Origin of the sequence: Rhodovulum iodosum (assembly GCF_041020385.1) — a bacterium.
In the GTDB taxonomy this organism is placed as follows: Bacteria; Pseudomonadota; Alphaproteobacteria; order Rhodobacterales; family Rhodobacteraceae; genus Rhodovulum; species Rhodovulum iodosum.
The window spans coordinates 1,779,434-1,799,301 of the sequence record NZ_JBEHHI010000001.1 but is presented as its reverse complement, the minus strand read 5'-3'; the positions used below and the strand labels follow the sequence as shown (position 1 = coordinate 1,799,301).

The following is a 19,868-nucleotide window of genomic DNA, read 5'->3' as shown; positions in this document are numbered from 1 at the left end:
AATCATGGCTGCTAAGGACGTCAAATTCGATACCGATGCCCGCAACCGCATGCTGAAGGGCGTGAATATTCTCGCCGACGCGGTCAAGGTCACCCTCGGCCCCAAGGGCCGCAACGTCGTGCTGGAAAAATCCTTCGGCTCGCCGCGCATCACCAAGGACGGCGTGACCGTCGCCAAGGAAATCGAGCTGGAAGACAAGTTCGAGAACATGGGCGCGCAGATGGTGAAAGAGGTCGCCTCTCGCACCAATGACGAGGCCGGCGACGGCACCACCACCGCCACCGTCCTGGCCCAGGCCATCGTCAAGGAAGGCATGAAGGCGGTCGCCGCCGGCATGAACCCGATGGACCTCAAGCGCGGCATCGACATCGCCACCGCCAAGGTCGTCGAGGCGATCAAGGCCGCCGCGCGTCCCGTCGAGAACTCCGACGAGGTCGCTCAGGTCGGCACCATCTCGGCCAACGGCGAGGCCAATATCGGCCGCTTCATCGCCGACGCGATGCAGAAGGTCGGCAATGACGGCGTCATCACCGTCGAAGAGAACAAGGGCATGGAGACCGAGGTCGAGGTCGTCGAGGGCATGCAGTTCGACCGCGGCTACCTCAGCCCCTACTTCGTGACCAACCCCGACAAGATGGTCGCCGAGCTGGAAGACTGCCTGATCCTGCTGCACGAGAAAAAGCTCTCGTCACTGCAGCCGATGGTGCCGCTGCTCGAGCAGGTCATCCAGTCGCAAAAGCCGCTGCTGATCATCGCCGAGGACGTCGAGGGCGAGGCCCTGGCCACCCTCGTGGTCAACAAGCTGCGCGGCGGCCTCAAGATCGCTGCCGTCAAGGCCCCGGGCTTCGGCGACCGCCGCAAGGCCATGCTGCAGGACATCGCGATCCTGACCGGCGGCCAGGTGATCTCGGAAGATCTGGGCATGAAGCTCGAAAGCGTGACGATGGACATGCTGGGCTCGGCCAAGAAAGTGTCGATCACCAAGGACGAGACCACCATCGTCGACGGTGCCGGCGAAAAGGCCGAAATCGAGGCGCGCGTTTCGCAGATCCGTCAGCAGATCGAGGAAACCACCTCGGACTACGACCGTGAGAAGCTGCAAGAGCGTGTGGCCAAGCTGGCCGGCGGCGTTGCCGTCATCCGCGTCGGCGGCATGACCGAGGTCGAGGTGAAAGAGCGCAAGGACCGCGTCGACGACGCGCTGAACGCCACCCGTGCCGCGGTGCAGGAAGGCGTGATCGTGGGCGGCGGCGTTGCCCTGGTGCAGGGCGCCAAGGCGATCGAGGGCCTGGCCGGCGACAACGAAGACCAGAACGCGGGCATCGCGATGCTGCGCCGCGCACTGGAATCGCCGCTGCGCCAGATCGCCGAAAACGCCGGTGTCGACGGCGCTGTCGTGGCCGGCAAGGTCCGCGAGAGCGACGATCTTCACTTCGGCTTCAACGCCCAGACCGAACAGTACGGCGACATGTTCGCCTTCGGCGTGATCGACCCGGCCAAGGTTGTCCGCACCGCGCTGGAAGACGCGGCCTCGGTCGCCGGCCTGCTGATCACCACCGAAGCGATGGTGGCCGACAAGCCCGAGCCGAAGGGCCAGGGCGGCGCCGGTGGCGGCATGCCCGACATGGGCGGCATGGGCGGCATGATGTAATCTGCCCTGCGGCAACATGGACTTTGGAAGGGGCCTTCGCGGGCCCCTTTCTTTTTGCGTATCTTAACGAAATGAATCTGCGGCAGGCCCAACCGGACGACCAACCGGCCATTGCGCTCTTGCTGACAGCCGCCTTCGGCCAACCCGCCGAGGCGCTGCTGGTCGAATCCCTGCGCGCAGAGGGCGCGATGGCGCTGGAACTGGTGGTCGAGCGCAGGGGGAACGGCCTGTGGGGCTATCTGGCCCTGTCGCAGATGCGATCGCCCGTAGGCTGGCTGGCGCTGGCGCCCGTGGCCGTGGCACCGTCGCAACAGCGCCAGGGGGTGGGCAGCGCCCTCATTCTCGGCGCGCTCGAGATGACCGACGCCCCCGTCGTGGTCGTGGGCGAACCCGGCTATTACGCGCGCTTCGGCTTTTCGGTCGACCGCGCGGCGCGGTTGACATCGCCCTACCCGCCAGAGTTCACCGCCCTGCACCAAAGGGCGCCCGAAGGCGACGCGCCGGCAGAGGTGCTGGTCTACGCCACGGCCTTCGGCAGCTAGGCAGGCCGCGGACCGGGCCGTCCGGCGCGATCACCCGCCCGGTACCGTCACGCAACAAAATTGCGTCATTTCGCTCTTAATGGTGTCAAAGTTTCTTTCGCGATTGCAGCATTCGCGCCGTAACGCTATGGTCTGGCGCAAACAAGGAATCCGGGAGCCGGGGAATGCTCGACAACATGCCACGCGGGACGATTTGCATCGAGGACATCGAAATCGGGATGTGCCGCCACCTGCGCAAGGAGGTGACCGACCGCGATATCGAGCTTTTCGCCGAGGTCTCGACCGACCGCAACCCGGTGCATCTCGACGACGAGTATGCCCATCAGACCATCTTCGAGGGCCGCATCGCCCACGGCATGCTGACCGCAGGTCTGATCTCGGCGGTGATCGGCGAACAGCTTCCGGGCCACGGCACGATCTACATGGGCCAGACGCTGAAATTCCTCGCCCCGGTCCGGCCGGGCGACGTGGTGGTGGCCGAAGTCGAGGTAACCGCCATCGACTATTCCAGACGCCGGGTGACCCTTGATTGCCGCTGCCTCGTGGACGATAAGCCCGTCCTGAAGGGCGAGGCTACAGTGCTGGCGCCCACCAAGAAATTCGATTGACGGCGCCGGGCCTCCGGTGCAATCGGGGGCCGATGCAGACCTTCACCACCTGGAAAGGGCTCGACGAGCGCACGCGCGGCGCAGTTGCGGCCATCGGCAATTTCGACGGCGTGCATCTGGGCCACCGCGAGGTGATCGAGATCGCCCGCGCCGAGGCCACCCGCCGCGGCGCCCCCTTGGGCATCCTGACCTTCGAGCCGCACCCGCGCGAATACTTCGCCCCCGACGCCCCGCCCTTTCGGCTGATGAACGCCGAGGCCAAGGCCAACCGGCTGGCCAAGCTGGGGGTCGACCAGCTTTACCAGCTGCCCTTCGACGCGCAGCTCGCCGGGCTTTCGGCCGAGGCCTTCGCGCGCGAGGTCGTGGACGACGGGCTGGGGCTGTCGCACGTCGTCGTCGGCGTCGATTTCTGCTTTGGCAAGGGCCGCAAGGGCAACGTGGACGACCTGCAGCGCTTTGGCGCGGCGATGGATTTCGGCGTCACGGCGGCCGAGCTGTTGGCAAACGACGCCGGCGCCGTCTCCTCTACCTCGATCCGCACCGCGCTGAGCGAGGGCCGCCCGCGCGATGCGCAGGCCATGCTGGGCCACTGGCACCGGATCGAGGGCGAGGTGCTGCACGGCGACGCGCGCGGCCGGGCGCTGGGATTTCCCACCGCAAACATGTCGATCATCGGGCTGCACCGGCCGCGCTTTGGCGTTTACGCGGTCAAGGTCGACGTGCTGTCAGGCCCGCACAAGGGCACCTATGACGGCGCCGCCTCGATCGGTGTGCGCCCGATGTTCGGCGAGAACGTCCCCAATTGCGAAAGCTACCTGTTCGATTTCGTTGGCGATCTCTACGGCACCCACCTGTCGGTGGCGCTGATCGAGTTTCTGCGCGACGAGGCCCGGTTCGACAATCTCAACGCGCTGGTCGAACAGATGCACGCCGACTGCGACCGGGCGCGCGCGATCCTGGCCGATCTCTGACCCCTTCCCTTTCGCGCCCCAAACGCTAGGCTCCGCCCGATGAAAGACCCGATCGACCGCACCGGCCTGCGCCCCCGTTTCTGGGAAAGGGTGCCGCTCAAGCAAATGAACCCCCGCGAATGGGAGGCGCTCTGCGACGGCTGCGGCAAATGCTGCCTGAACAAGCTGGAAGACGCCGACACCGGCGAAGTGGTGTTCACCCGCGTGGCCTGCCGCCTTCTGGACGACGACACCTGCCGCTGTGCGCATTACGACGTGCGCAAGACCATCGTGCCCGAATGCGTCGTCCTCAAGCCCGGCAATATCGAGGAAATCGCCTACTGGATGCCGGCCTCCTGCGCCTATCGCCTGCTTTGGGAGGGGAAGGCCCTGCGCGACTGGCACCCGCTGGTCTCGGGCGATCCCGACAGCGTGCACCGGGCGGGCGTGTCGGTGCGGGGCTGGACAGTGCCCGAGTTCGACGTGCCCGTGGAAGAGTGGGAAGACCACCTGATCGAAGAGGAGCTCTAAGCCCCATGCATTTCGCCTCGGACAACACCTCGCCCGTGCCCCCGCAAGTGCTGGAGGCGGTGATCGAGGCCAACCACGGCTACGCCATGCCCTATGGTGCCGACGCGATCTTTGCCGAGGTGCAGGACCGGCTGCGCCGGATCTTCGAGGCGCCCGGCGCCGCGGTCTATCTGGTGGCGACGGGCACGGCGGCCAATGCGTTGGCGCTGGCCTGCCTCTGCCCGCCCTGGGCCACGGTGTTTTGCCACCGCAACGCCCATGTGGAAGAAGATGAATGCGGCGCGCCCGAATTCTATACCGGGGGCTCGAAACTGACGCTCATCGACGGTGCCCACGCCAAGATGACCGCCGCCGCCCTGGAACAGGCCATCGGCTTTGCCGCGCGCGCGGGCGTGCACAACGTCCAGCCCGGCGCGGTGTCGCTGACCAACGCCACCGAGGCGGGCACGGTCTATTCCTCGGCCGAGGTGGCCGAGATCTGCGCGGTGGCCCGGGGCGCCGGGCTGCCGGTGCATCTGGACGGGGCGCGCTTTGCCAATGCGCTGGCGGCCACCGCGGCCAGCCCGGCCGAGCTGACCTGGAAGGCCGGCGTCGACATCCTCTGCTTCGGCGGCACGAAGAACGGGCTGATGGGTGCCGAGGCGGTGATCATCTTCGACCCCGAGAAAGCCTGGGAATTCGAACTCAGGCGCAAGCGCGGCGGGCACCTGTTTTCCAAGCACCGCTACCTCTCGGCCCAGATGGCGGCCTATCTCGACGACGACCTATGGCTGAAGCTCGCCGCGCGGGCCAACGCCGCGGCCGCGCGCCTTTCGGCCGGCATAGCGGCGCTGGAGGGCGCGCGCCTGCTGCATCCGACCGAGGCCAACGCGGTCTTCGCCGCCTGGCCGCGCAAAGGCCACGCGGCGGCCCAGGCGGCCGGCGCGCAATACTACCTCTGGCCGATGGACCAGTCGATGGAGGGGCCCGATGACGAGCCGCTCTCGGCGCGGCTGGTCTGCTCCTGGTCGACCACCGACGAGGATGTGGACCGGTTCCTGAACGTCGTGGCGGGCTGAGCCCGGCGCAAAACCCGTCGAACCATTTCGCCGCGGATTTTCGAAAACCCTTGGCGCCCCTGTCCCCGCTTGGACCTAGAGCTTGCCCGCCAGGTGCAAGTCCAGATCGTCCAGACGGTCCTGCCCCCAGAACCGCTCGTCCCCGACGATGTAAAAGGGCGAGCCGAACACGCCCCGCGCCACCGCCTCTTCGAGGTTGGCCGCATAGGTCTCTGCCCCGGCCAGAAGCCCGCTATCGGCAAGCCCCGGGTCGAATCCCGCCGCCTTTAGGCAGTCTCGGATCACCGCATCGTCGGCCACGTCGCGGTCCTCGGCCCAGCAGGCCCGCAAAAGGCTGTGCACCAGCCCGCCCAGATCGCCCCCGCCCGCGGCCTGCGCGGCGATGATCGCATAGGAGGACGGCGCCATATTGGCAGGAAAGAACGCCGGCTTGGGGTTGATCGGCATCCCCAGCTTCGCCGACTGCCGGCGGATTTCCTGCGCGCGGTAGGTCTGCCGGCATTCGGGCCGCGCGCCGGCGGGCTGGCCGCCGGTGCGCGGGAAAAGCGCCATGATGTCCAAGGGCTTGTAGGTGATCGTCGCGTCGTGGCGGCCCGCGATCTCTTCCAGCCGGGTGCCGGCAAGGTAGGTGAAAGGCGAAATCGTCGTAAAGAAATAGTCGATATGAGCCATCTTGACCCTCCGGAGCCGCGCAAGGTTTGCAAGACCGTAGCCGGGTGATAAGCGGTGTCAAAGTCACGATTCCGTTGCACGAAACGCCGCCCGGGGACCCTGCCAGATGCCGAACGCCAATGAACCGAAACTGATTTCCGGTAACGCGAACCGACCGCTTGCCGCCGCCATCGCCCGGCGCATGTCAATGCATCGCGGGCTGAATGTCGATCTGGTCGATGCCAGGGTGGAACGTTTCAACGACGGCGAAATATTCGTCGAAGTGTTCGAGAACGTCCGCGGCGAGGATATGTTCGTGATCCAGCCCACCTCGAACCCGGCCAACGACAACCTGATGGAACTGATGATCATCTCCGACGCGCTGCGCCGATCGTCGGCGGCGCGGATCACGGCGGTGATCCCCTATTTCGGCTATGCAAGGCAGGACCGCCGCACCAAGGCGCGCACCCCGATCTCGGCCAAGCTGGCGGCCAACCTGCTGACCGAGGCCGGGATCGAGCGCATCCTGACGATGGACCTGCACGCCGCGCAGATTCAGGGCTTTTTCGATATCCCCGTCGACAACCTCTATGCCGCGCCGATCTTTGCGCTGGATATCGAGCATCATTTCCGCGGTGAGCTCGGCCAAATCACCGTGGTTTCGCCCGATGTGGGCGGCGTTGCCCGCGCGCGCGAACTGGCGCAGCGGATCGGCTCGGGCCTGGCCATCGTCGACAAGCGCCGGGTGCGTCCGGGCGAGGTGGCCGAGATGACGGTGATCGGCGATGTCGAGGGGCAGACCTGCGTCATCGTCGACGACCTCTGCGATACCGCCGGAACGCTTTGCAAGGCCGCCGAGGTACTGACCGAGAACGGCGCCAACGAGGTGCACGCCTATATCAGCCACGGCGTTTTTTCGGGCCCGGCGATCGAGCGGATCAGCAATTCGCGGCTGAAGACCGTCGTCATCACCGACTCGATCCAGCCCACCCAAGCGGTTCAGGCCACGCAAAACATTCGCATCGTGCCCACCGCGCCGCTTTTCGCCCAGGCGATCATGAATATCTGGCAGGGCACGTCGGTCTCGTCGCTTTTCGCGCACGAGACACTGGCGCCGATCTACGAGGGCATGTACGCGCTCAACGGCTAGGCGCCCCGGCGCACGGCCCGGTCAGGTTACGTCCCAGTCATCCTCGTGCCTGGCCGCGCCGATGGCCATCCAGTCGGCGCGGATGCGCGCGACACGGGTGTCGGCCCAGGTCTTGAACACCACGTCGAACCCGTCCTCGGTGACGTTTTCGGCCGAGATGTCGGCCCGCTGGTTCGTCTTCTGGTCGAGGTCCCACATCGAGATCCCGACATAGACCACGGGCGGCGCGCGGAAGCTTTGGGAAAAGCGCACGGGCGTGCGGCTGGCACGCGGGCCGGTGCCCGTCCACATCACGCCGTCATGCTCGAAATCGGAAAACAGCACGACGGAACCGCGGTCGACCCCGATCATCCGGCCGTCGAATGTCTGCATCGCGTGACACCTCCTCTGGCGCGTCAGGGTGCCCGGTGAACCGGGCGAAACTTCGGCGCCGGCATGAAAAAGGCCCCGCAAAACGGGGCCTTTTCGAATTCAAGGCACGCGCGGTCAGTCGTTCGGCACACTGGGGTTGAGACCCAGATGGGTGCCCATCGCAACCATGTCGGCCAGCAGGTGCTGGGTGTTGTCGACGAGGTCGTGATGTTCTTCTTCGCGGGCCTCCTTGTGGGCCTTGTGGGCCTCGGCCACCATTTCGTCGATCATCTCCTGGGTGACCTCCGAAACCGGGTGCGCCCGCTCGGCCAGCACCGTGGCGCGGTCGCCGACCACCTCGGCAAAGCCGCCGGTGACGATGAATTGCTCACTGCCCTTCTCGCCGACCACCTCGACGATGCCGGGGCGCAGCGTGGTCATGACCGGCGCGTGGTCCGGCAGGACCGTCATGTTCCCGTCGGCGCCGGGCAGCATCACCTGCTTCGCGTCGAGCGAGGCAAGCTTGCGCTCCGGCGCAACGAGGTCGAATTGCATCGTGTCGGCCATAATGCCCCCTTATGCAGCGTCCGCCGCCATCTTTTCGGCCTTCGCCACCACGTCTTCGATGCCGCCGACCATGTAGAAGGCCGCTTCGGGCAGGTGGTCGTATTCACCGGCCACGACCGCCTTGAACGAGGAAATGGTCTCTTCGATCGGCACCTGGATGCCGTCCGAACCGGTGAACACCTTGGCCACGTCGAAGGGCTGGCTGAGGAAGCGCTGGATCTTGCGCGCGCGCGACACGGTCAGCTTGTCCTCTTCGCTCAGTTCGTCCATGCCGAGGATCGCGATGATGTCCTGCAGCGACTTGTAGCGCTGCAGGATGCCCTGCACGTCGCGCGCCACCTGGTAATGCTCTTCGCCGACCACGCCCGGATCGAGAATCCGCGAGGTCGAGTCGAGCGGGTCCACCGCCGGGTAGATGCCGAGCTCGGAAATCGCGCGCGACAGCACGGTGGTGGCGTCGAGGTGGGCAAACGAGGTGGCCGGCGCGGGGTCGGTCAGGTCGTCCGCGGGCACGTAGATCGCCTGCACCGAGGTGATCGAGCCAGCCCGTGTCGAGGTGATGCGTTCCTGCAGCGCGCCCATGTCGGTGGCCAGCGTCGGCTGGTAGCCCACCGCCGAGGGGATACGGCCCAGAAGCGCCGACACCTCGGAGCCTGCCTGGGTAAAGCGGAAGATGTTGTCGACGAAGAACAGCACGTCGGTGCCCGACTGGTCGCGGAACTGTTCGGCCAGGGTCAGGCCGCTCAGCGCGACACGGGCACGCGCCCCCGGAGGTTCGTTCATCTGGCCGTAGACCAGCGCAACCTTGGACTCCGACAGGTTGTCGATCTTGATGACCTCGGATTCCATCATCTCGTGATAGAGGTCGTTGCCCTCGCGGGTCCGTTCCCCCACACCGGCGAACACCGAGTAGCCCGAGTGCACCTTGGCGATGTTGTTGATCAGCTCCATGATGAGCACGGTCTTGCCCACACCGGCGCCGCCGAACAGGCCCACCTTGCCGCCCTTGGAGTAAGGCGCAAGCAGGTCGATGACCTTGATCCCCGTCACCAGGATTTCCGACGATGTTGCCTGTTCGTCGAAGGTCGGGGCGGGCTGGTGGATCGGGCGGGTTTCCTTGGCGTCGATCGGGCCCTTTTCGTCGATCGGCTCGCCGATCACATTCAGAATTCGGCCCAGCGTGGCGTCGCCCACCGGCACCGAGATCGGCGTGCCGGTGTCGGACACTTTCGCGCCGCGCACCAGACCCTCGGTCGCGTCCATGGCGATGGTGCGCACGGTGCTTTCGCCCAGGTGCTGGGCCACTTCCAGCACCAGCCGCTTGCCGTTGTTTTCGGTTTCCAGAGCGTTCAGAATTTCGGGCAGATGTTCGTCGAACTGAACGTCGACGACGGCGCCGATCACCTGGGTAACTTTGCCAGTAGCAGTTGCCATCTCGTTTCTCCGGTTCCTTTAGAGCGCCTCGGCGCCCGAAATGATTTCGATGAGTTCCTTGGTGATCGCGGCCTGACGCGAGCGGTTGTACTCGATGGTCAGCTTTTCGATCATGTCGCCCGCGTTGCGCGTGGCGTTGTCCATTGCCGACATCCGCGCGCCCTGCTCGGACGCGCCATTTTCCAGCAACGCCGCCAGGATTTGCGTGGCCACCCCACGCGGCAGAAGATCGCGCAGGATTTCGTCTTCCGACGGCTCGTATTCGTAGAACCGGCTCGTGTCGGCCTCGTCCTCGACCGGACGGGGAATGATCTGCTGGGCGGTCGGCACCTGGCTGATCACCGACTGGAAGCGGTTGAAGTACAGCGTGGCGATGTCGAACTCGCCGGCATTGAACCGCGAGATCACGTCCTGCGCGATGCTGTTGGCATCGTCATACCGGATGCGCTTGACCTCGCTGAGATCCACATGGCCGACGAAGTGATCGGAGTAGTCGCGCTTGAGCTGCTCGCGGCCCTTCTTGCCGACGGTCAGGATCTTGACGGTCTTGCCCGCGGCGAGCAACTCGTTGATGCGGATGCGGGCCAGCCGCACGATCGTCGAGTTGAAGCCGCCGCACAGGCCGCGCTCGGCGGTCATGACCACCAGCAGGTGCACCTGGTCGTCGCCGGTCCCGGCCAACAGCGGGGGCGCGTCGCCGCGGTCGGCGACCGAGGCCGCCAATCCGCTCAGCACCGTCTCCATGCGCTCGGCATAGGGGCGGGCGTTTTCCGCTGCATCCTGGGCACGCCGCAGCTTGGCTGCGGCGACCATCTGCATCGCCTTCGTGATCTTTCGCGTCGACTTGACGCTATCGATCCGGTTTTTCAGGTCCTTGAGGCTTGGCATCTATCCGATCCTCTCGCGCCGCCCTCAGGCGAAGCCCTTGGCGTACTCGTCCAGCGCGGCCCTGATCTTGTCTTCCAGCTCGCCCTTGACCTTGCGGTCGTTGTTGGTGATGTCGTCCAGCAGGTCCTGGTGCTTGCTGCGCAGATGGCTCAGCAGGCCGGCCTCGAAGCGGGTGACATCCTTGACCGCGATCTTGTCCAGATAGCCCTTGGTGCCGGCGAAGATGACGCAGACGATCTCGGCGTTGGTCAGCGGCGCGTATTGCGGCTGCTTCATCAGCTCGGTCAGGCGCGCGCCGCGGTTCAGCAGTCTCTGCGTGGACGCGTCGAGGTCCGACCCGAACTGGGCGAAGGCCGCCATCTCGCGGTACTGGGCCAGTTCCAGCTTGACCGGGCCGGCGACCGATTTCATCGCGTCGGTCTGGGCCGAAGAGCCCACGCGCGACACCGACAGGCCGGTGTTCACCGCCGGGCGGATGCCCTGGTAGAACAGCTCGGTCTCGAGGAAGATCTGGCCGTCGGTGATCGAGATCACGTTGGTCGGAATAAAGGCCGACACGTCACCGCCCTGGGTTTCGATGATCGGCAGCGCGGTCAGCGACCCGGCGCCGTGATCCTCGTTCAGCTTCGCCGAACGTTCCAGCAGGCGAGAGTGCAGGTAGAACACGTCGCCCGGGTAGGCCTCGCGCCCCGGCGGGCGGCGCAGCAGCAGCGACATCTGGCGGTAGGCGACGGCCTGCTTGGACAGGTCATCGTAGACCATCAGCGCGTGGCGACCGTTGTCGCGGAAATATTCGCCCATCGCCGTGGCGGCGTAGGGGGCGAGGAACTGCATCGGCGCCGGGTCCGAGGCGGTGGCGGCCACGATGATCGAGTAGTCGATGGCGCCCGTTTCCTCAAGCTTCTTCACCAGCTGGGCCACGGTCGACCGCTTCTGGCCGATGGCGACGTAGACGCAGTAGAGCTTCTTGCTCTCGTCGTCGCCGGCGGCCTTGTTATAGCTCTTCTGGTTCAGGATCGTGTCGAGCGCGACGGCGGTCTTGCCGGTCTGGCGGTCGCCGATGATCAACTCGCGCTGGCCGCGGCCGATCGGGATCATGGCGTCGACCGACTTGATGCCGGTGGCCATCGGTTCATGCACCGATTTACGCGGGATGATGCCCGGCGCCTTGACGTCGGCGACGCGGCGCTCGCTGGCCTTGATCGGGCCCTTGCCGTCGATCGGGTTGCCCAGGCCATCGACCACGCGACCCAGAAGCGCATCGCCCACCGGAACGTCCACGATGGAGTTGGTGCGCTTGACGGTGTCGCCTTCCTTGATCTGCTGGTCCGAGCCGAAGATCACGACGCCGACATTGTCGACTTCGAGGTTCAGCGCCATGCCGCGGATGCCGCCGGGGAACTCGACCATCTCGCCGGCCTGCACGTTGTCGAGGCCATGGACACGGGCGATGCCGTCCCCGACCGAGAGCACGCGCCCCACTTCGGCGACTTCGGCTTCCTGGCCGAAGTTCTTGATCTGCTCCTTGAGGATCGCAGAGATCTCTGCAGCTTGGACACCCATTTATCCGACCTCTTTCATAATGTTCTGGAGTGCATTGAGCTTCGAGCGGATCGAGGTGTCGACCATCTTCGAGCCCAGTTTTACGACCAGACCGCCGATGAGGCGCTCATCGACGGTCGCGTTGATCTTGACATCCTTGCCGGCGTTGGCCTTGAGCGTCTTGGCCAGTGCGGCGGTCTGCGCGTCGTTCAGCGGCCGGGCCGAGACGACATCGGCGGTGACCTCGCCCTTCTCTTCCGCGATCAGCGCGGAGAGTACCTTGTTAAGCTGCGGCAGCACGAAGAGGCGGCGCTTGGAGGCCATCAGTTGCAGCGCGTTGGCCATCATCTTGTCGAGGCCCATCTTGGGCGCGAGCGCACCGATCGCCTTGGCCTGTTGGTCGCGGCTGTAGAGCGGCGATGAGATAAGGCTGCGAAAATCCTCGCTCTCGACCAGCGCCGCGTCGAGCGCGGCCACGTCGGTTTCGAGTTTTTCGAGGGCTTTTTCTTCCTTGGCCAATTCAAAGATGGCCGTGGCATAGCGCGTAGCAATGCCGGTCGAAATCGAAGCTGGTTCGGACACGTCCACCCTTCCGATATCTGAAGCCCCGTTCTGCACCGGGAACCCGGCACGAGGCAAATCAAGCTACGCGCCCGGGCGGGCACGCTTCCGAAATCGGCGTGGGTGTAGCAGAGGCAGTCCCGCCTCGCAACAGCCAAGCGCAGCATTCTGTGACGGGCCGCGCAGGGGCGAAAATCGCTGCGTGTCGGCCACTTCGGGCCGCACCCGGCCCCAGCCTTGTTTTCTTGGCTCGCCGGGCCTTCAGGCCGGTTCTGCCCCCGGCGCGGGCAACCCTTCAAGCACCCGCAGCGGGCGCGCCATGGTGTCCTTTACCACGCTGCCGGTCGGCCGGTATACCCGTTTTGTCGCCTCCACAATCAGCACCCCGCCCGCGTAATAGGCAGACGCGCGCTGGCCCGCGCGTTCCCACATCGCGGCGCTGCGCAGCCAGAATCGCCGCTCGCTGGGCGGCGCGAAGAGGGCGGCACCGCTGTGCTGCGGCTCGAAGCCGTGGTTGCGAAGCTGCGCGTCGAGCTGTCCAGGCGTGTAGGGCCGGCCAAAGCCGAACGGTGTCTTGTCGCGCCGCGCCCACAGGCCCGACCGGTTGGGCACGATGACCAGCATCCGCCCGCCCGGCCCCAGCACGCGCGACGCTTCTTCCAGAACCGCGCTCGGGTTCTCGCTGGTTTCCAGCCCATGAAGCAGCATCAGCTTATCGACCAGCCCGTCGGGCAGCGGCCAGGCCGTCTCCTCGACCAGGGCAGTGACATTGGGCTTGCCCGCCGGCCAGGGCATCACCCCCTGCTGGCCCGGCATCAGCCCGACCACCCGCCGCGCGTCGGGCAGGAAAGGGCGCAAGAGCGGCACGGCAAATCCGAACCCGGCGACGGTCTGCCCCTTGGCTTCGGGCCACAGCGCCACCACCTGATCGCGTATGGCCCTTTGCGCCACGCGCCCCAGATTGGTGCGGTAGTAGAAATTCCTCAGGTCCAGCACGTCCAGGTGCATTGCGGTCCACCTCGGGATCGGCAACTCTCGGGGTAAAGATAGAGATACGGAGCGGATTTGCCATGCCTCTTGAGATCGTCACCGTCCCCTGCCTGTCCGACAACTACGCCTATCTGCTGCATGATCCGGCCAGCGGGACGACCGCGGTTGTCGACGCGCCCGAATCCGGCCCCATCGAACTGGCCCTCGCAGAGCGGCGCTGGGGTCTCGACAGCATTCTCATCACGCACCACCACCACGACCATGTCGGCGGTGTCGAGGCGCTGCGCAGCGCCCATGGCGCGCAGGTCATCGGGGCGGCCGCGGATTCAGGCCGCCTGCCCCGGCTCGACAAGGCCGTGGCCGAGGGCGACCGCGTCGAGGTCGGATCGCAAACCGCCCATGTGCTGGATGTCTCGGGTCATACCGTGGGACATATCGCGTTCCACTTCCCCGACAGCGCGGCGGTCTTCACCGCCGACAGCCTGATGGCGCTGGGATGCGGACGGGTGTTCGAGGGCACGCCCGAGATGATGTGGCAGAGCCTGTCGAAGCTCGCGGCCCTGCCGCCCGAGACACTGGTCTATTCCGGGCACGAATACGCCACCGCCAATGCCCGCTTTGCCAAGACGATCGAACCCGATAATCCCGATCTGGCCGCCCGGGCCGATCGCATCGCCGAAACCCGCGCGGCGGGCCGGCCCACGGTGCCGGTGCCGCTGTCCGAGGAACTGGCGACCAACCCCTTCCTGCGCGCCCGGCTGCCCGAGGTGAAAGCCACACTGGGCATGGCCGAGGCGCCCGATGCCGCCGTCTTCGCCGAGATCCGCGCGCGGAAAGACCGGTTCTAACCCGCCAAACAGCGCCTTTTTTTAGGGCGTTTCCAAGAGTGAGGTACAGATGTGAACAGAAAATACTTGAAGCGGGCCTGCAAACACCGAAGTCTGTTATCATGAGGCCACGGTCGGGACGGGGCCACGCCCCCCTCGACCCCAGGAAAGGAGCACTCCACGTGCCTTCGTTTTCGAATACACTCGAGCAAGCCATCCATGCCGCGCTCGCGCTGGCCAACGCCCGGCGCCACGAGCTGGCCACGCTGGAGCATCTGCTTCTGGCGCTGATCGACGAACCCGACGCCGCCAAGGTGATGAAGGCGTGTTCGGTCGACCTGGAAAAGCTGCGCTCGACACTCGTGGAGTTCATCGATGACGAGTTGTCCACTTTGGTCACCGATATCGAGGGCTCCGAGGCGGTTCCGACGGCGGCCTTCCAAAGGGTGATCCAGCGCGCCGCGATCCATGTCCAAAGCTCGGGCCGCACCGAGGTGACCGGGGCCAACGTGTTGGTCGCGATCTTTGCCGAACGTGAATCGAACGCCGCCTATTTCCTGCAAGAGCAGGACATGACGCGCTACGACGCGGTCAACTTCATCGCCCATGGCGTGGCCAAGGATCCCACCTTCGGCGAAACCCGCCCAGTCTCGGGGGCAAGCGAGTTCGAAGAGGAAAGCCAGGCCGGCGCCAACCCGGCCGAAGAGGCCGAAAACCGCGAATCCGCGCTGGCCAAGTATTGCGTCGATCTCAACGCCAAGGCCCAGAAAGGCGATGTCGACCCGCTGATCGGGCGCGAGCACGAGGTCGAGCGCTGCATCCAGGTGCTATGCCGGCGGCGCAAGAACAACCCGCTGCTGGTGGGCGACCCCGGCGTCGGCAAGACCGCCATCGCCGAGGGGCTGGCCCGCAAGATCGTGTCGGGCGAAACCCCGGAGGTGCTGGCCAACTCCACGATCTACTCGCTCGACATGGGCGCGCTCTTGGCCGGCACGCGCTACCGCGGCGATTTCGAAGAGCGGCTGAAGGCCGTGGTGAACGAGTTGGAAGAGCATCCCGACGCGATCCTCTTCATCGACGAGATCCACACGGTGATCGGCGCCGGCGCCACCTCGGGCGGCGCGATGGATGCGTCCAACCTGCTCAAGCCCGCGCTGCAGGGCGGCAAGCTGCGCTGCATGGGCTCGACCACCTACAAGGAGTTCCGCCAGCATTTCGAAAAGGACCGCGCACTGTCCCGCCGGTTCCAGAAGATCGACGTCAACGAGCCGTCGGTGGATGACGCGGTCAAGATCCTCGAAGGGATCAAGCCGTATTTCGAAAAGCACCACGATGTCAGCTACACCCCCGAGGCGATCAAGTCGGCGGTCGAACTGTCGGCGCGCTACATCCACGACCGCAAGCTGCCCGACAAGGCCATCGACGTGATCGACGAGGCCGGCGCGGCGCAGCACCTGCTGGCCGAGGATGACCGGGCCAAGACGATCGACTCGCCCCAGATCGAAACCGTGGTCGCCAAGATCGCGCGCATCCCGCCCAAGAGCGTCTCCAAGGACGACGCCGAGGTGCTCAAGGATCTGGAAAAGTCGCTCAAGCGCGTGGTGTTCGGACAGGACAACGCGATCGAGGCGCTGTCCTCGGCGATCAAGCTGGCCCGCGCCGGCCTGCGCGAACCCGAAAAGCCGATCGGCAACTACCTCTTCGCCGGCCCCACGGGCGTCGGCAAGACCGAGGTGGCCAAGCAACTGGCCAGCACCCTGGGGGTCGAGCTGCTGCGCTTCGACATGTCGGAATACATGGAGAAACATGCGGTCAGCCGCCTGATCGGCGCACCGCCGGGCTATGTCGGCTTCGACCAGGGCGGCCTTCTGACCGACGGGGTCGACCAGCACCCGCACTGCGTGCTGCTGCTCGACGAGATCGAAAAGGCGCACCCGGATGTCTACAACATCCTGTTGCAGGTGATGGACCACGGCAAGCTGACCGACCATAACGGCCGGACCGTCGACTTCCGCAACGTGATCCTGATCATGACTTCCAACGCGGGCGCGTCCGAGCAGGCCAAGGCCGCCGTGGGCTTTGGCCGCGAGCGGCGCGAGGGCGAGGATACCGCCGCGATCGAGCGCACCTTCACGCCCGAGTTCCGCAACCGGCTGGACGCGGTGATCTCGTTCGCGCCGCTGCCGAAAGAGGTCATCATGCAGGTGGTCGAGAAATTCGTCCTCCAGCTCGAGGCCCAGTTGCTGGACCGCTCGGTCACGATCGAACTGACCCGGCCCGCCGCCGAATGGCTGGCCGACAAGGGCTACGACGACCGCATGGGCGCACGCCCGCTGGGCCGCGTCATCCAGGAGCACATCAAGAAGCCGCTCGCCGAAGAGTTGCTGTTCGGCAAGCTCGCCGAGGGTGGCGTGGTCAAGGTGGGCGTCAAGGACGGCAAGATCGACCTGCGCATCGCCGAACCCGAAAAGCGGCGCATCGGCTCGAAGAAACCGCCGCTTCTCACCGCGGAGTGATCCGCGCCAAAACGATACTCGCCCTATTGTCCCTCGCCGCGCCCGCCGTGGCGGGGGACATTCCTTTGGCGCCGCCCATCGACTGCACCCTGGGCGAAACCTGTTTCATCCAGAACTACGTCGACCGCGACCCGGGCCCCGGCGCGGCCGATTTCGCCTGCGGGGGGCTCACCTATGACGGCCACAAGGGCACCGATTTCGCGCTGCCAACCGAGGCCGACATGGCGCGCGGGGTAAGCGTGCTGTCCGTCGCGCCCGGCACGGTCAAGGCCACCCGCGACGGGATGCCCGACATCGCCATGGACCGGCCCGGCGCCCCGGCGCTGGACGGGCGCGATTGCGGCAACGGCGTCGTGGTCAGCCACGGCGAGGGCTGGGAAACCCAATACTGCCATCTGCGCGAAGGCAGCGTCGCCGTGCGCAAGGGGATGCGCGTTGCAAAAGGGACAGTTCTGGGACAGGTCGGCCTGTCCGGGCGCACCGAATTTCCCCACGTCCACCTTTCGGTCCGCCGCGACGGCCGCGTGGTCGATCCGTTCGACCCGGCATCGGGCCCCGCCACCTGCGGCCGCGCCGCCGCAGCGCCGCTTTGGCAAAACCCGTTGCCCTATGCGCCCGGCGGGCTGGTCGGCGCGGGGTTTTCCACCACCGTGCCGGGCTTTGACGCGGTCAAGGCGGGCCTTGCCTCGCCGGCCACCCTGCCCGCCGGCGCGCCGGCGCTGGTGCTCTGGGCCCATGCCTTTGGCGGGCGCGCGGGCGACGCGGTGGCGTTTGAAATCGACGGTCCCGGCGGCGCACGGATTTTCGAACACCGTGCCACGCTCGACCGGGCGCAGGTGCGCTTTTTCCGCGCTGCCGGGCGACGTCCGCCCGCCGGGGGCTGGCCCGACGGGGCCTATCGCGGCACGGCTCAGCTGATGCGCGGCGATGAGGTGCTGGGCCAACGCACGGTTACGCTGCGCATCGGCGGCTAGCTCACCGCTCGGTCAGTTTCAGTTCGATCCGCCGGTTCTGGGCCCGGGCCTCGGGCGTGTCGGCGGGGTCGACCGGGCGGTATTCGCCAAAGCCCGTGGCAGCCAGCCGCCGGGGCGGAAAGCCCAGATCGTCGATCATGTAGCGCACCACCGACAGCGCGCGGGCCTGGCTGAGCTCCCAGTTGTCCGCGTATTCCGCGCCCTCGATCAGCGGCACATCGTCGGTGTGCCCGTCGACCCGCAGAATCCAGTCGATATCGGGCGGGATCTGGTCGGACACCTCGCGCAGGATCTCCACCACATTGGCAATCTGCGCGCGCCCTTCGTCGGCCAACTGGGCCGAGGCGGGCTGAAAAAGCACCTCGGACGAAAACGCGAAACGGTCGCCGACAATGCGCACCCCTTCGCGCCCGGCCAGAAGGCTGCGCAACTGCCCGAAGAATTCCGAGCGGTAGTTCTCCAGCTTTCTGGCCTCGGCGGCGAGGCGCTTTGCCTCTTCCTCCAGCCGTTTGCGTTCGGCCTCTTCCAGCTCGGCCCGCGCGCGCTGTTCCGAGGCGACCTGCGCCAGCGCGGCGTTCAGCCGGTTACCCAGGCTCTCGATCTGCACCTTGGCCTGGGCATCACGGCCCTCGGCCTCGTCGAGCAGCGACTGAAGACTGCCCAGCTGGGCGCGCAGCGCGGCGATCTGCTGGTTCAGCAAGGTCACCTTGCGCTGGCTCTCGGCCGATTTCGCCTCTTCCGCATCAAGCGCCCGGTTGGCCTGGGCCAAGAGCGCGGCGCGGCGCTCGGCCTCGGTCAGACGCTGGGCGGCCCGTTCTTCGGCGGCGACCTTTGCGGCCAGCGCGGCGGCGAGTTGACGCTCGACATCCTCGGTCTCGGAACTGGCCGCGCGCAACGCGGCCAGTTCCGCCTCGGCGGACTTGCGCGCCGCTATGGCCTCTTGCAGCGCCGCCTCGGTCGCGCGGCGCCCCTCTTGGGCATTTGCAACGGCCTCGGCCCGCTCGGCCGCGGTGGCCTCGGCCGCCTCCAGATCTTGGCGCAGCGCCTCGCGGGCCGACACCGCAAGCGCCAGACGCTGGGCCAGGTCGTCGCGGTCGGCCTCGATTGCGGCGATGCGCTCGGCCATTTCGGCGCGCCTGTTCTCGACCCCGGCGAGGTCTTGCTCCAGCCCCTCGCGGGCCAACAGCGCCTGCGCCAGTTGCGCGTCGAGATCGTCGCGCGCGGCCTCGGCGGCGGCCAGCATGGTCAGCGTTTCCTCGGCGCGCCTGCGCTGTTCTTCCAGCGCCAGCGTCATCGCCGTCAACTCGTCCTCGGCGCCCTTCAGCTCTTCGCGCAGCGCCTGGGCGGCGGCGGCTTCGGCCAGGCGCGCGGCCTCTTCCTCCGACAGGTCCGCCTGCAACGTGTCGACCCGCGCGGTCAGCGCTTCGTTCGCCTGCCCGGCCTCGGCCTGCCGCCGCCTGAGATCGGCCACCAACGCCTCCAGCGCCTCGCGCCGGGCCGCGGCCAGCCGCGCCGCCTCGGCCTCGGCGTCGAGCTCGGAGCGCACCGAGGCCAGCGCCTGTTCCAAATCGGCCCGCTCGCCGACGAGACGCGCGCGCGTCTCTTCCAGCTCGGCCACCTGCCCTTGCAGTTCCGCGCCCTCGCTGATCGCTGCGTCGCGCTCGGAAATCAGCCGCGCCACCTGGGCCTCGAAATCGGAAATCCGCGCCTCGGCGCCTTGCAGGTCAGCAGCCTGCGCGTCGAGCTGGGCGTTGAGCGAGGTGATCAGCGCGGCCTGCGCCGCAGCCTCTTGCTGCGTGTCGGACAGCGCCGCGCCAAGCCGGCCCACCTCGGTCCGCAACCGGGCGCCGCGCTCCTCCTCGACGCCCAGCGCCTCGGCCAGGGCGGCCAGTTCGGCGTTGAGCTGGCTTAGCTCGCTTTGCTGGCCCGAGATCGTCTCGCGCAGCATGAACTGCACGATCATGAAGATCGACAGCACGAACATCAGCACCAGCAGCAGCGCGGTCATCGCATCGACGAAACCCGGCCAGATCGAGGCCTGAAAGCGGTTGCCGGTGCGACGGGTCAGCGGCATGGG

General features: G+C 66.7%; 19 protein-coding genes. 10 read left to right on the top strand and 9 right to left on the bottom strand.

Going from position 1 to position 19,868, the window contains the following annotated elements:
* Positions 1–4 precede the first annotated feature (4 nt).
* From groL to Ga0609869_RS08735, 6 genes are all read left to right on the top strand, one after another.
* Positions 5–1,651, top strand: coding sequence for a chaperonin GroEL (gene groL / locus Ga0609869_RS08760; RefSeq protein WP_125408714.1), 1,647 nt, complete (start codon positions 5–7; stop codon positions 1,649–1,651).
* A gap of 71 nt (positions 1,652–1,722) precedes the next feature.
* Positions 1,723–2,193, top strand: coding sequence for a GNAT family N-acetyltransferase (locus tag Ga0609869_RS08755; RefSeq protein WP_125408713.1), 471 nt, complete (start codon positions 1,723–1,725; stop codon positions 2,191–2,193).
* A 164-nt stretch (positions 2,194–2,357) separates the two neighbouring features.
* Positions 2,358–2,801, top strand: coding sequence for a MaoC family dehydratase (locus Ga0609869_RS08750; RefSeq protein WP_125408712.1), 444 nt, complete (start codon positions 2,358–2,360; stop codon positions 2,799–2,801).
* Positions 2,802–2,833: 32 nt separating this feature from the next.
* A complete protein-coding gene (locus Ga0609869_RS08745) occupies positions 2,834–3,772 on the top strand; it encodes a bifunctional riboflavin kinase/FAD synthetase (RefSeq protein WP_125408711.1) in 939 nt (312 codons plus the stop codon).
* Positions 3,773–3,811: 39 nt separating this feature from the next.
* Positions 3,812–4,282: a YcgN family cysteine cluster protein gene (locus Ga0609869_RS08740; protein ID WP_125408710.1), complete on the top strand. Its 471-nt coding sequence runs from the start codon at positions 3,812–3,814 to the stop codon at positions 4,280–4,282.
* Positions 4,283–4,287: 5 nt separating this feature from the next.
* A complete protein-coding gene (locus Ga0609869_RS08735) occupies positions 4,288–5,340 on the top strand; it encodes a threonine aldolase family protein (protein ID WP_125408709.1) in 1,053 nt (350 codons plus the stop codon).
* Positions 5,341–5,415: 75 nt separating this feature from the next.
* Here Ga0609869_RS08735 and Ga0609869_RS08730 read toward each other — a convergent pair whose 3' ends face one another.
* Entirely contained in the window at positions 5,416–6,012 is a 597-nt protein-coding gene (locus Ga0609869_RS08730; RefSeq protein ID WP_125408708.1) for a 2-hydroxychromene-2-carboxylate isomerase, read from the bottom strand.
* Between the two features lie 106 nt (positions 6,013–6,118).
* Here Ga0609869_RS08730 and Ga0609869_RS08725 point away from each other — a divergent pair, with 106 nt between their 5' ends.
* Positions 6,119–7,141, top strand: coding sequence for a ribose-phosphate pyrophosphokinase (locus Ga0609869_RS08725; protein ID WP_125408707.1), 1,023 nt, complete (start codon positions 6,119–6,121; stop codon positions 7,139–7,141).
* A 21-nt stretch (positions 7,142–7,162) separates the two neighbouring features.
* Here the strand turns inward: Ga0609869_RS08725 and Ga0609869_RS08720 are convergent, their stop codons facing one another.
* From Ga0609869_RS08720 to Ga0609869_RS08690, 7 genes are all read right to left on the bottom strand, one after another.
* On the bottom strand, positions 7,163–7,513 hold the full coding sequence (locus tag Ga0609869_RS08720) for an H-type lectin domain-containing protein (RefSeq protein WP_125408706.1): 351 nt from the start codon (positions 7,511–7,513) through the stop codon (positions 7,163–7,165).
* A 114-nt stretch (positions 7,514–7,627) separates the two neighbouring features.
* Positions 7,628–8,059, bottom strand: coding sequence for a F0F1 ATP synthase subunit epsilon (locus Ga0609869_RS08715; RefSeq protein ID WP_125408705.1), 432 nt, complete (start codon positions 8,057–8,059; stop codon positions 7,628–7,630).
* A 9-nt stretch (positions 8,060–8,068) separates the two neighbouring features.
* Entirely contained in the window at positions 8,069–9,493 is a 1,425-nt protein-coding gene (gene atpD, locus Ga0609869_RS08710; RefSeq protein ID WP_125408704.1) for a F0F1 ATP synthase subunit beta, read from the bottom strand.
* 18 nt (positions 9,494–9,511) lie between these two features.
* Positions 9,512–10,381 carry a F0F1 ATP synthase subunit gamma gene (locus Ga0609869_RS08705; protein WP_125408703.1) on the bottom strand — a complete coding sequence of 290 codons (870 nt, stop codon included), beginning with the start codon at positions 10,379–10,381 and terminating at the stop codon, positions 9,512–9,514.
* Between the two features lie 24 nt (positions 10,382–10,405).
* Positions 10,406–11,944 carry a F0F1 ATP synthase subunit alpha gene (gene atpA / locus Ga0609869_RS08700; RefSeq protein WP_125408702.1) on the bottom strand — a complete coding sequence of 513 codons (1,539 nt, stop codon included), beginning with the start codon at positions 11,942–11,944 and terminating at the stop codon, positions 10,406–10,408.
* Positions 11,945–12,511, bottom strand: coding sequence for a F0F1 ATP synthase subunit delta (locus Ga0609869_RS08695; RefSeq protein WP_125408701.1), 567 nt, complete (start codon positions 12,509–12,511; stop codon positions 11,945–11,947).
* A 234-nt stretch (positions 12,512–12,745) separates the two neighbouring features.
* Positions 12,746–13,492 carry a class I SAM-dependent methyltransferase gene (locus Ga0609869_RS08690; RefSeq protein WP_125408700.1) on the bottom strand — a complete coding sequence of 249 codons (747 nt, stop codon included), beginning with the start codon at positions 13,490–13,492 and terminating at the stop codon, positions 12,746–12,748.
* 62 nt (positions 13,493–13,554) lie between these two features.
* On the opposite strand from Ga0609869_RS08690, the gene gloB reads away from it, so the two are divergent.
* The 3 genes from gloB to Ga0609869_RS08675 all read left to right on the top strand — a co-directional run bounded on the left by gloB (position 13,555) and on the right by Ga0609869_RS08675 (position 17,791).
* Positions 13,555–14,322, top strand: a complete 768-nt coding sequence (gloB, locus tag Ga0609869_RS08685; RefSeq protein ID WP_125408699.1) for a hydroxyacylglutathione hydrolase — start codon at positions 13,555–13,557, stop codon at positions 14,320–14,322.
* A 161-nt stretch (positions 14,323–14,483) separates the two neighbouring features.
* Complete coding sequence (clpA, locus tag Ga0609869_RS08680; RefSeq protein WP_125408698.1) at positions 14,484–16,817, top strand: ATP-dependent Clp protease ATP-binding subunit ClpA; 2,334 nt, start codon at positions 14,484–14,486, stop codon at positions 16,815–16,817.
* Positions 16,814–17,791 carry a M23 family metallopeptidase gene (locus Ga0609869_RS08675; protein WP_342772259.1) on the top strand — a complete coding sequence of 326 codons (978 nt, stop codon included), beginning with the start codon at positions 16,814–16,816 and terminating at the stop codon, positions 17,789–17,791. The genes clpA and Ga0609869_RS08675 overlap by 4 nt, the downstream gene beginning before the upstream one ends.
* Position 17,792: 1 nt before the next feature.
* On the opposite strand, the gene Ga0609869_RS08670 is transcribed toward Ga0609869_RS08675, so the two are convergent.
* Positions 17,793–19,865, bottom strand: a complete 2,073-nt coding sequence (locus Ga0609869_RS08670) for a peptidoglycan -binding protein (protein WP_125408697.1) — start codon at positions 19,863–19,865, stop codon at positions 17,793–17,795.
* Positions 19,866–19,868 lie beyond the last annotated feature (3 nt).

Coding starts and splice junctions, on each gene's coding strand:
- groL (WP_125408714.1), top strand. CDS start 5: ATGGCTGCTAAGGACGTCAAATTCGATACCGATGCCCGCAACCGCATG.
- Ga0609869_RS08755 (WP_125408713.1), top strand. CDS start 1,723: ATGAATCTGCGGCAGGCCCAACCGGACGACCAACCGGCCATTGCGCTC.
- Ga0609869_RS08750 (WP_125408712.1), top strand. CDS start 2,358: ATGCTCGACAACATGCCACGCGGGACGATTTGCATCGAGGACATCGAA.
- Ga0609869_RS08745 (WP_125408711.1), top strand. CDS start 2,834: ATGCAGACCTTCACCACCTGGAAAGGGCTCGACGAGCGCACGCGCGGC.
- Ga0609869_RS08740 (WP_125408710.1), top strand. CDS start 3,812: ATGAAAGACCCGATCGACCGCACCGGCCTGCGCCCCCGTTTCTGGGAA.
- Ga0609869_RS08735 (WP_125408709.1), top strand. CDS start 4,288: ATGCATTTCGCCTCGGACAACACCTCGCCCGTGCCCCCGCAAGTGCTG.
- Ga0609869_RS08730 (WP_125408708.1), bottom strand. CDS start 6,012: ATGGCTCATATCGACTATTTCTTTACGACGATTTCGCCTTTCACCTAC.
- Ga0609869_RS08725 (WP_125408707.1), top strand. CDS start 6,119: ATGCCGAACGCCAATGAACCGAAACTGATTTCCGGTAACGCGAACCGA.
- Ga0609869_RS08720 (WP_125408706.1), bottom strand. CDS start 7,513: ATGCAGACATTCGACGGCCGGATGATCGGGGTCGACCGCGGTTCCGTC.
- Ga0609869_RS08715 (WP_125408705.1), bottom strand. CDS start 8,059: ATGGCCGACACGATGCAATTCGACCTCGTTGCGCCGGAGCGCAAGCTT.
- atpD (WP_125408704.1), bottom strand. CDS start 9,493: ATGGCAACTGCTACTGGCAAAGTTACCCAGGTGATCGGCGCCGTCGTC.
- Ga0609869_RS08705 (WP_125408703.1), bottom strand. CDS start 10,381: ATGCCAAGCCTCAAGGACCTGAAAAACCGGATCGATAGCGTCAAGTCG.
- atpA (WP_125408702.1), bottom strand. CDS start 11,944: ATGGGTGTCCAAGCTGCAGAGATCTCTGCGATCCTCAAGGAGCAGATC.
- Ga0609869_RS08690 (WP_125408700.1), bottom strand. CDS start 13,492: ATGCACCTGGACGTGCTGGACCTGAGGAATTTCTACTACCGCACCAAT.
- gloB (WP_125408699.1), top strand. CDS start 13,555: ATGCCTCTTGAGATCGTCACCGTCCCCTGCCTGTCCGACAACTACGCC.
- Ga0609869_RS08670 (WP_125408697.1), bottom strand. CDS start 19,865: ATGCCGCTGACCCGTCGCACCGGCAACCGCTTTCAGGCCTCGATCTGG.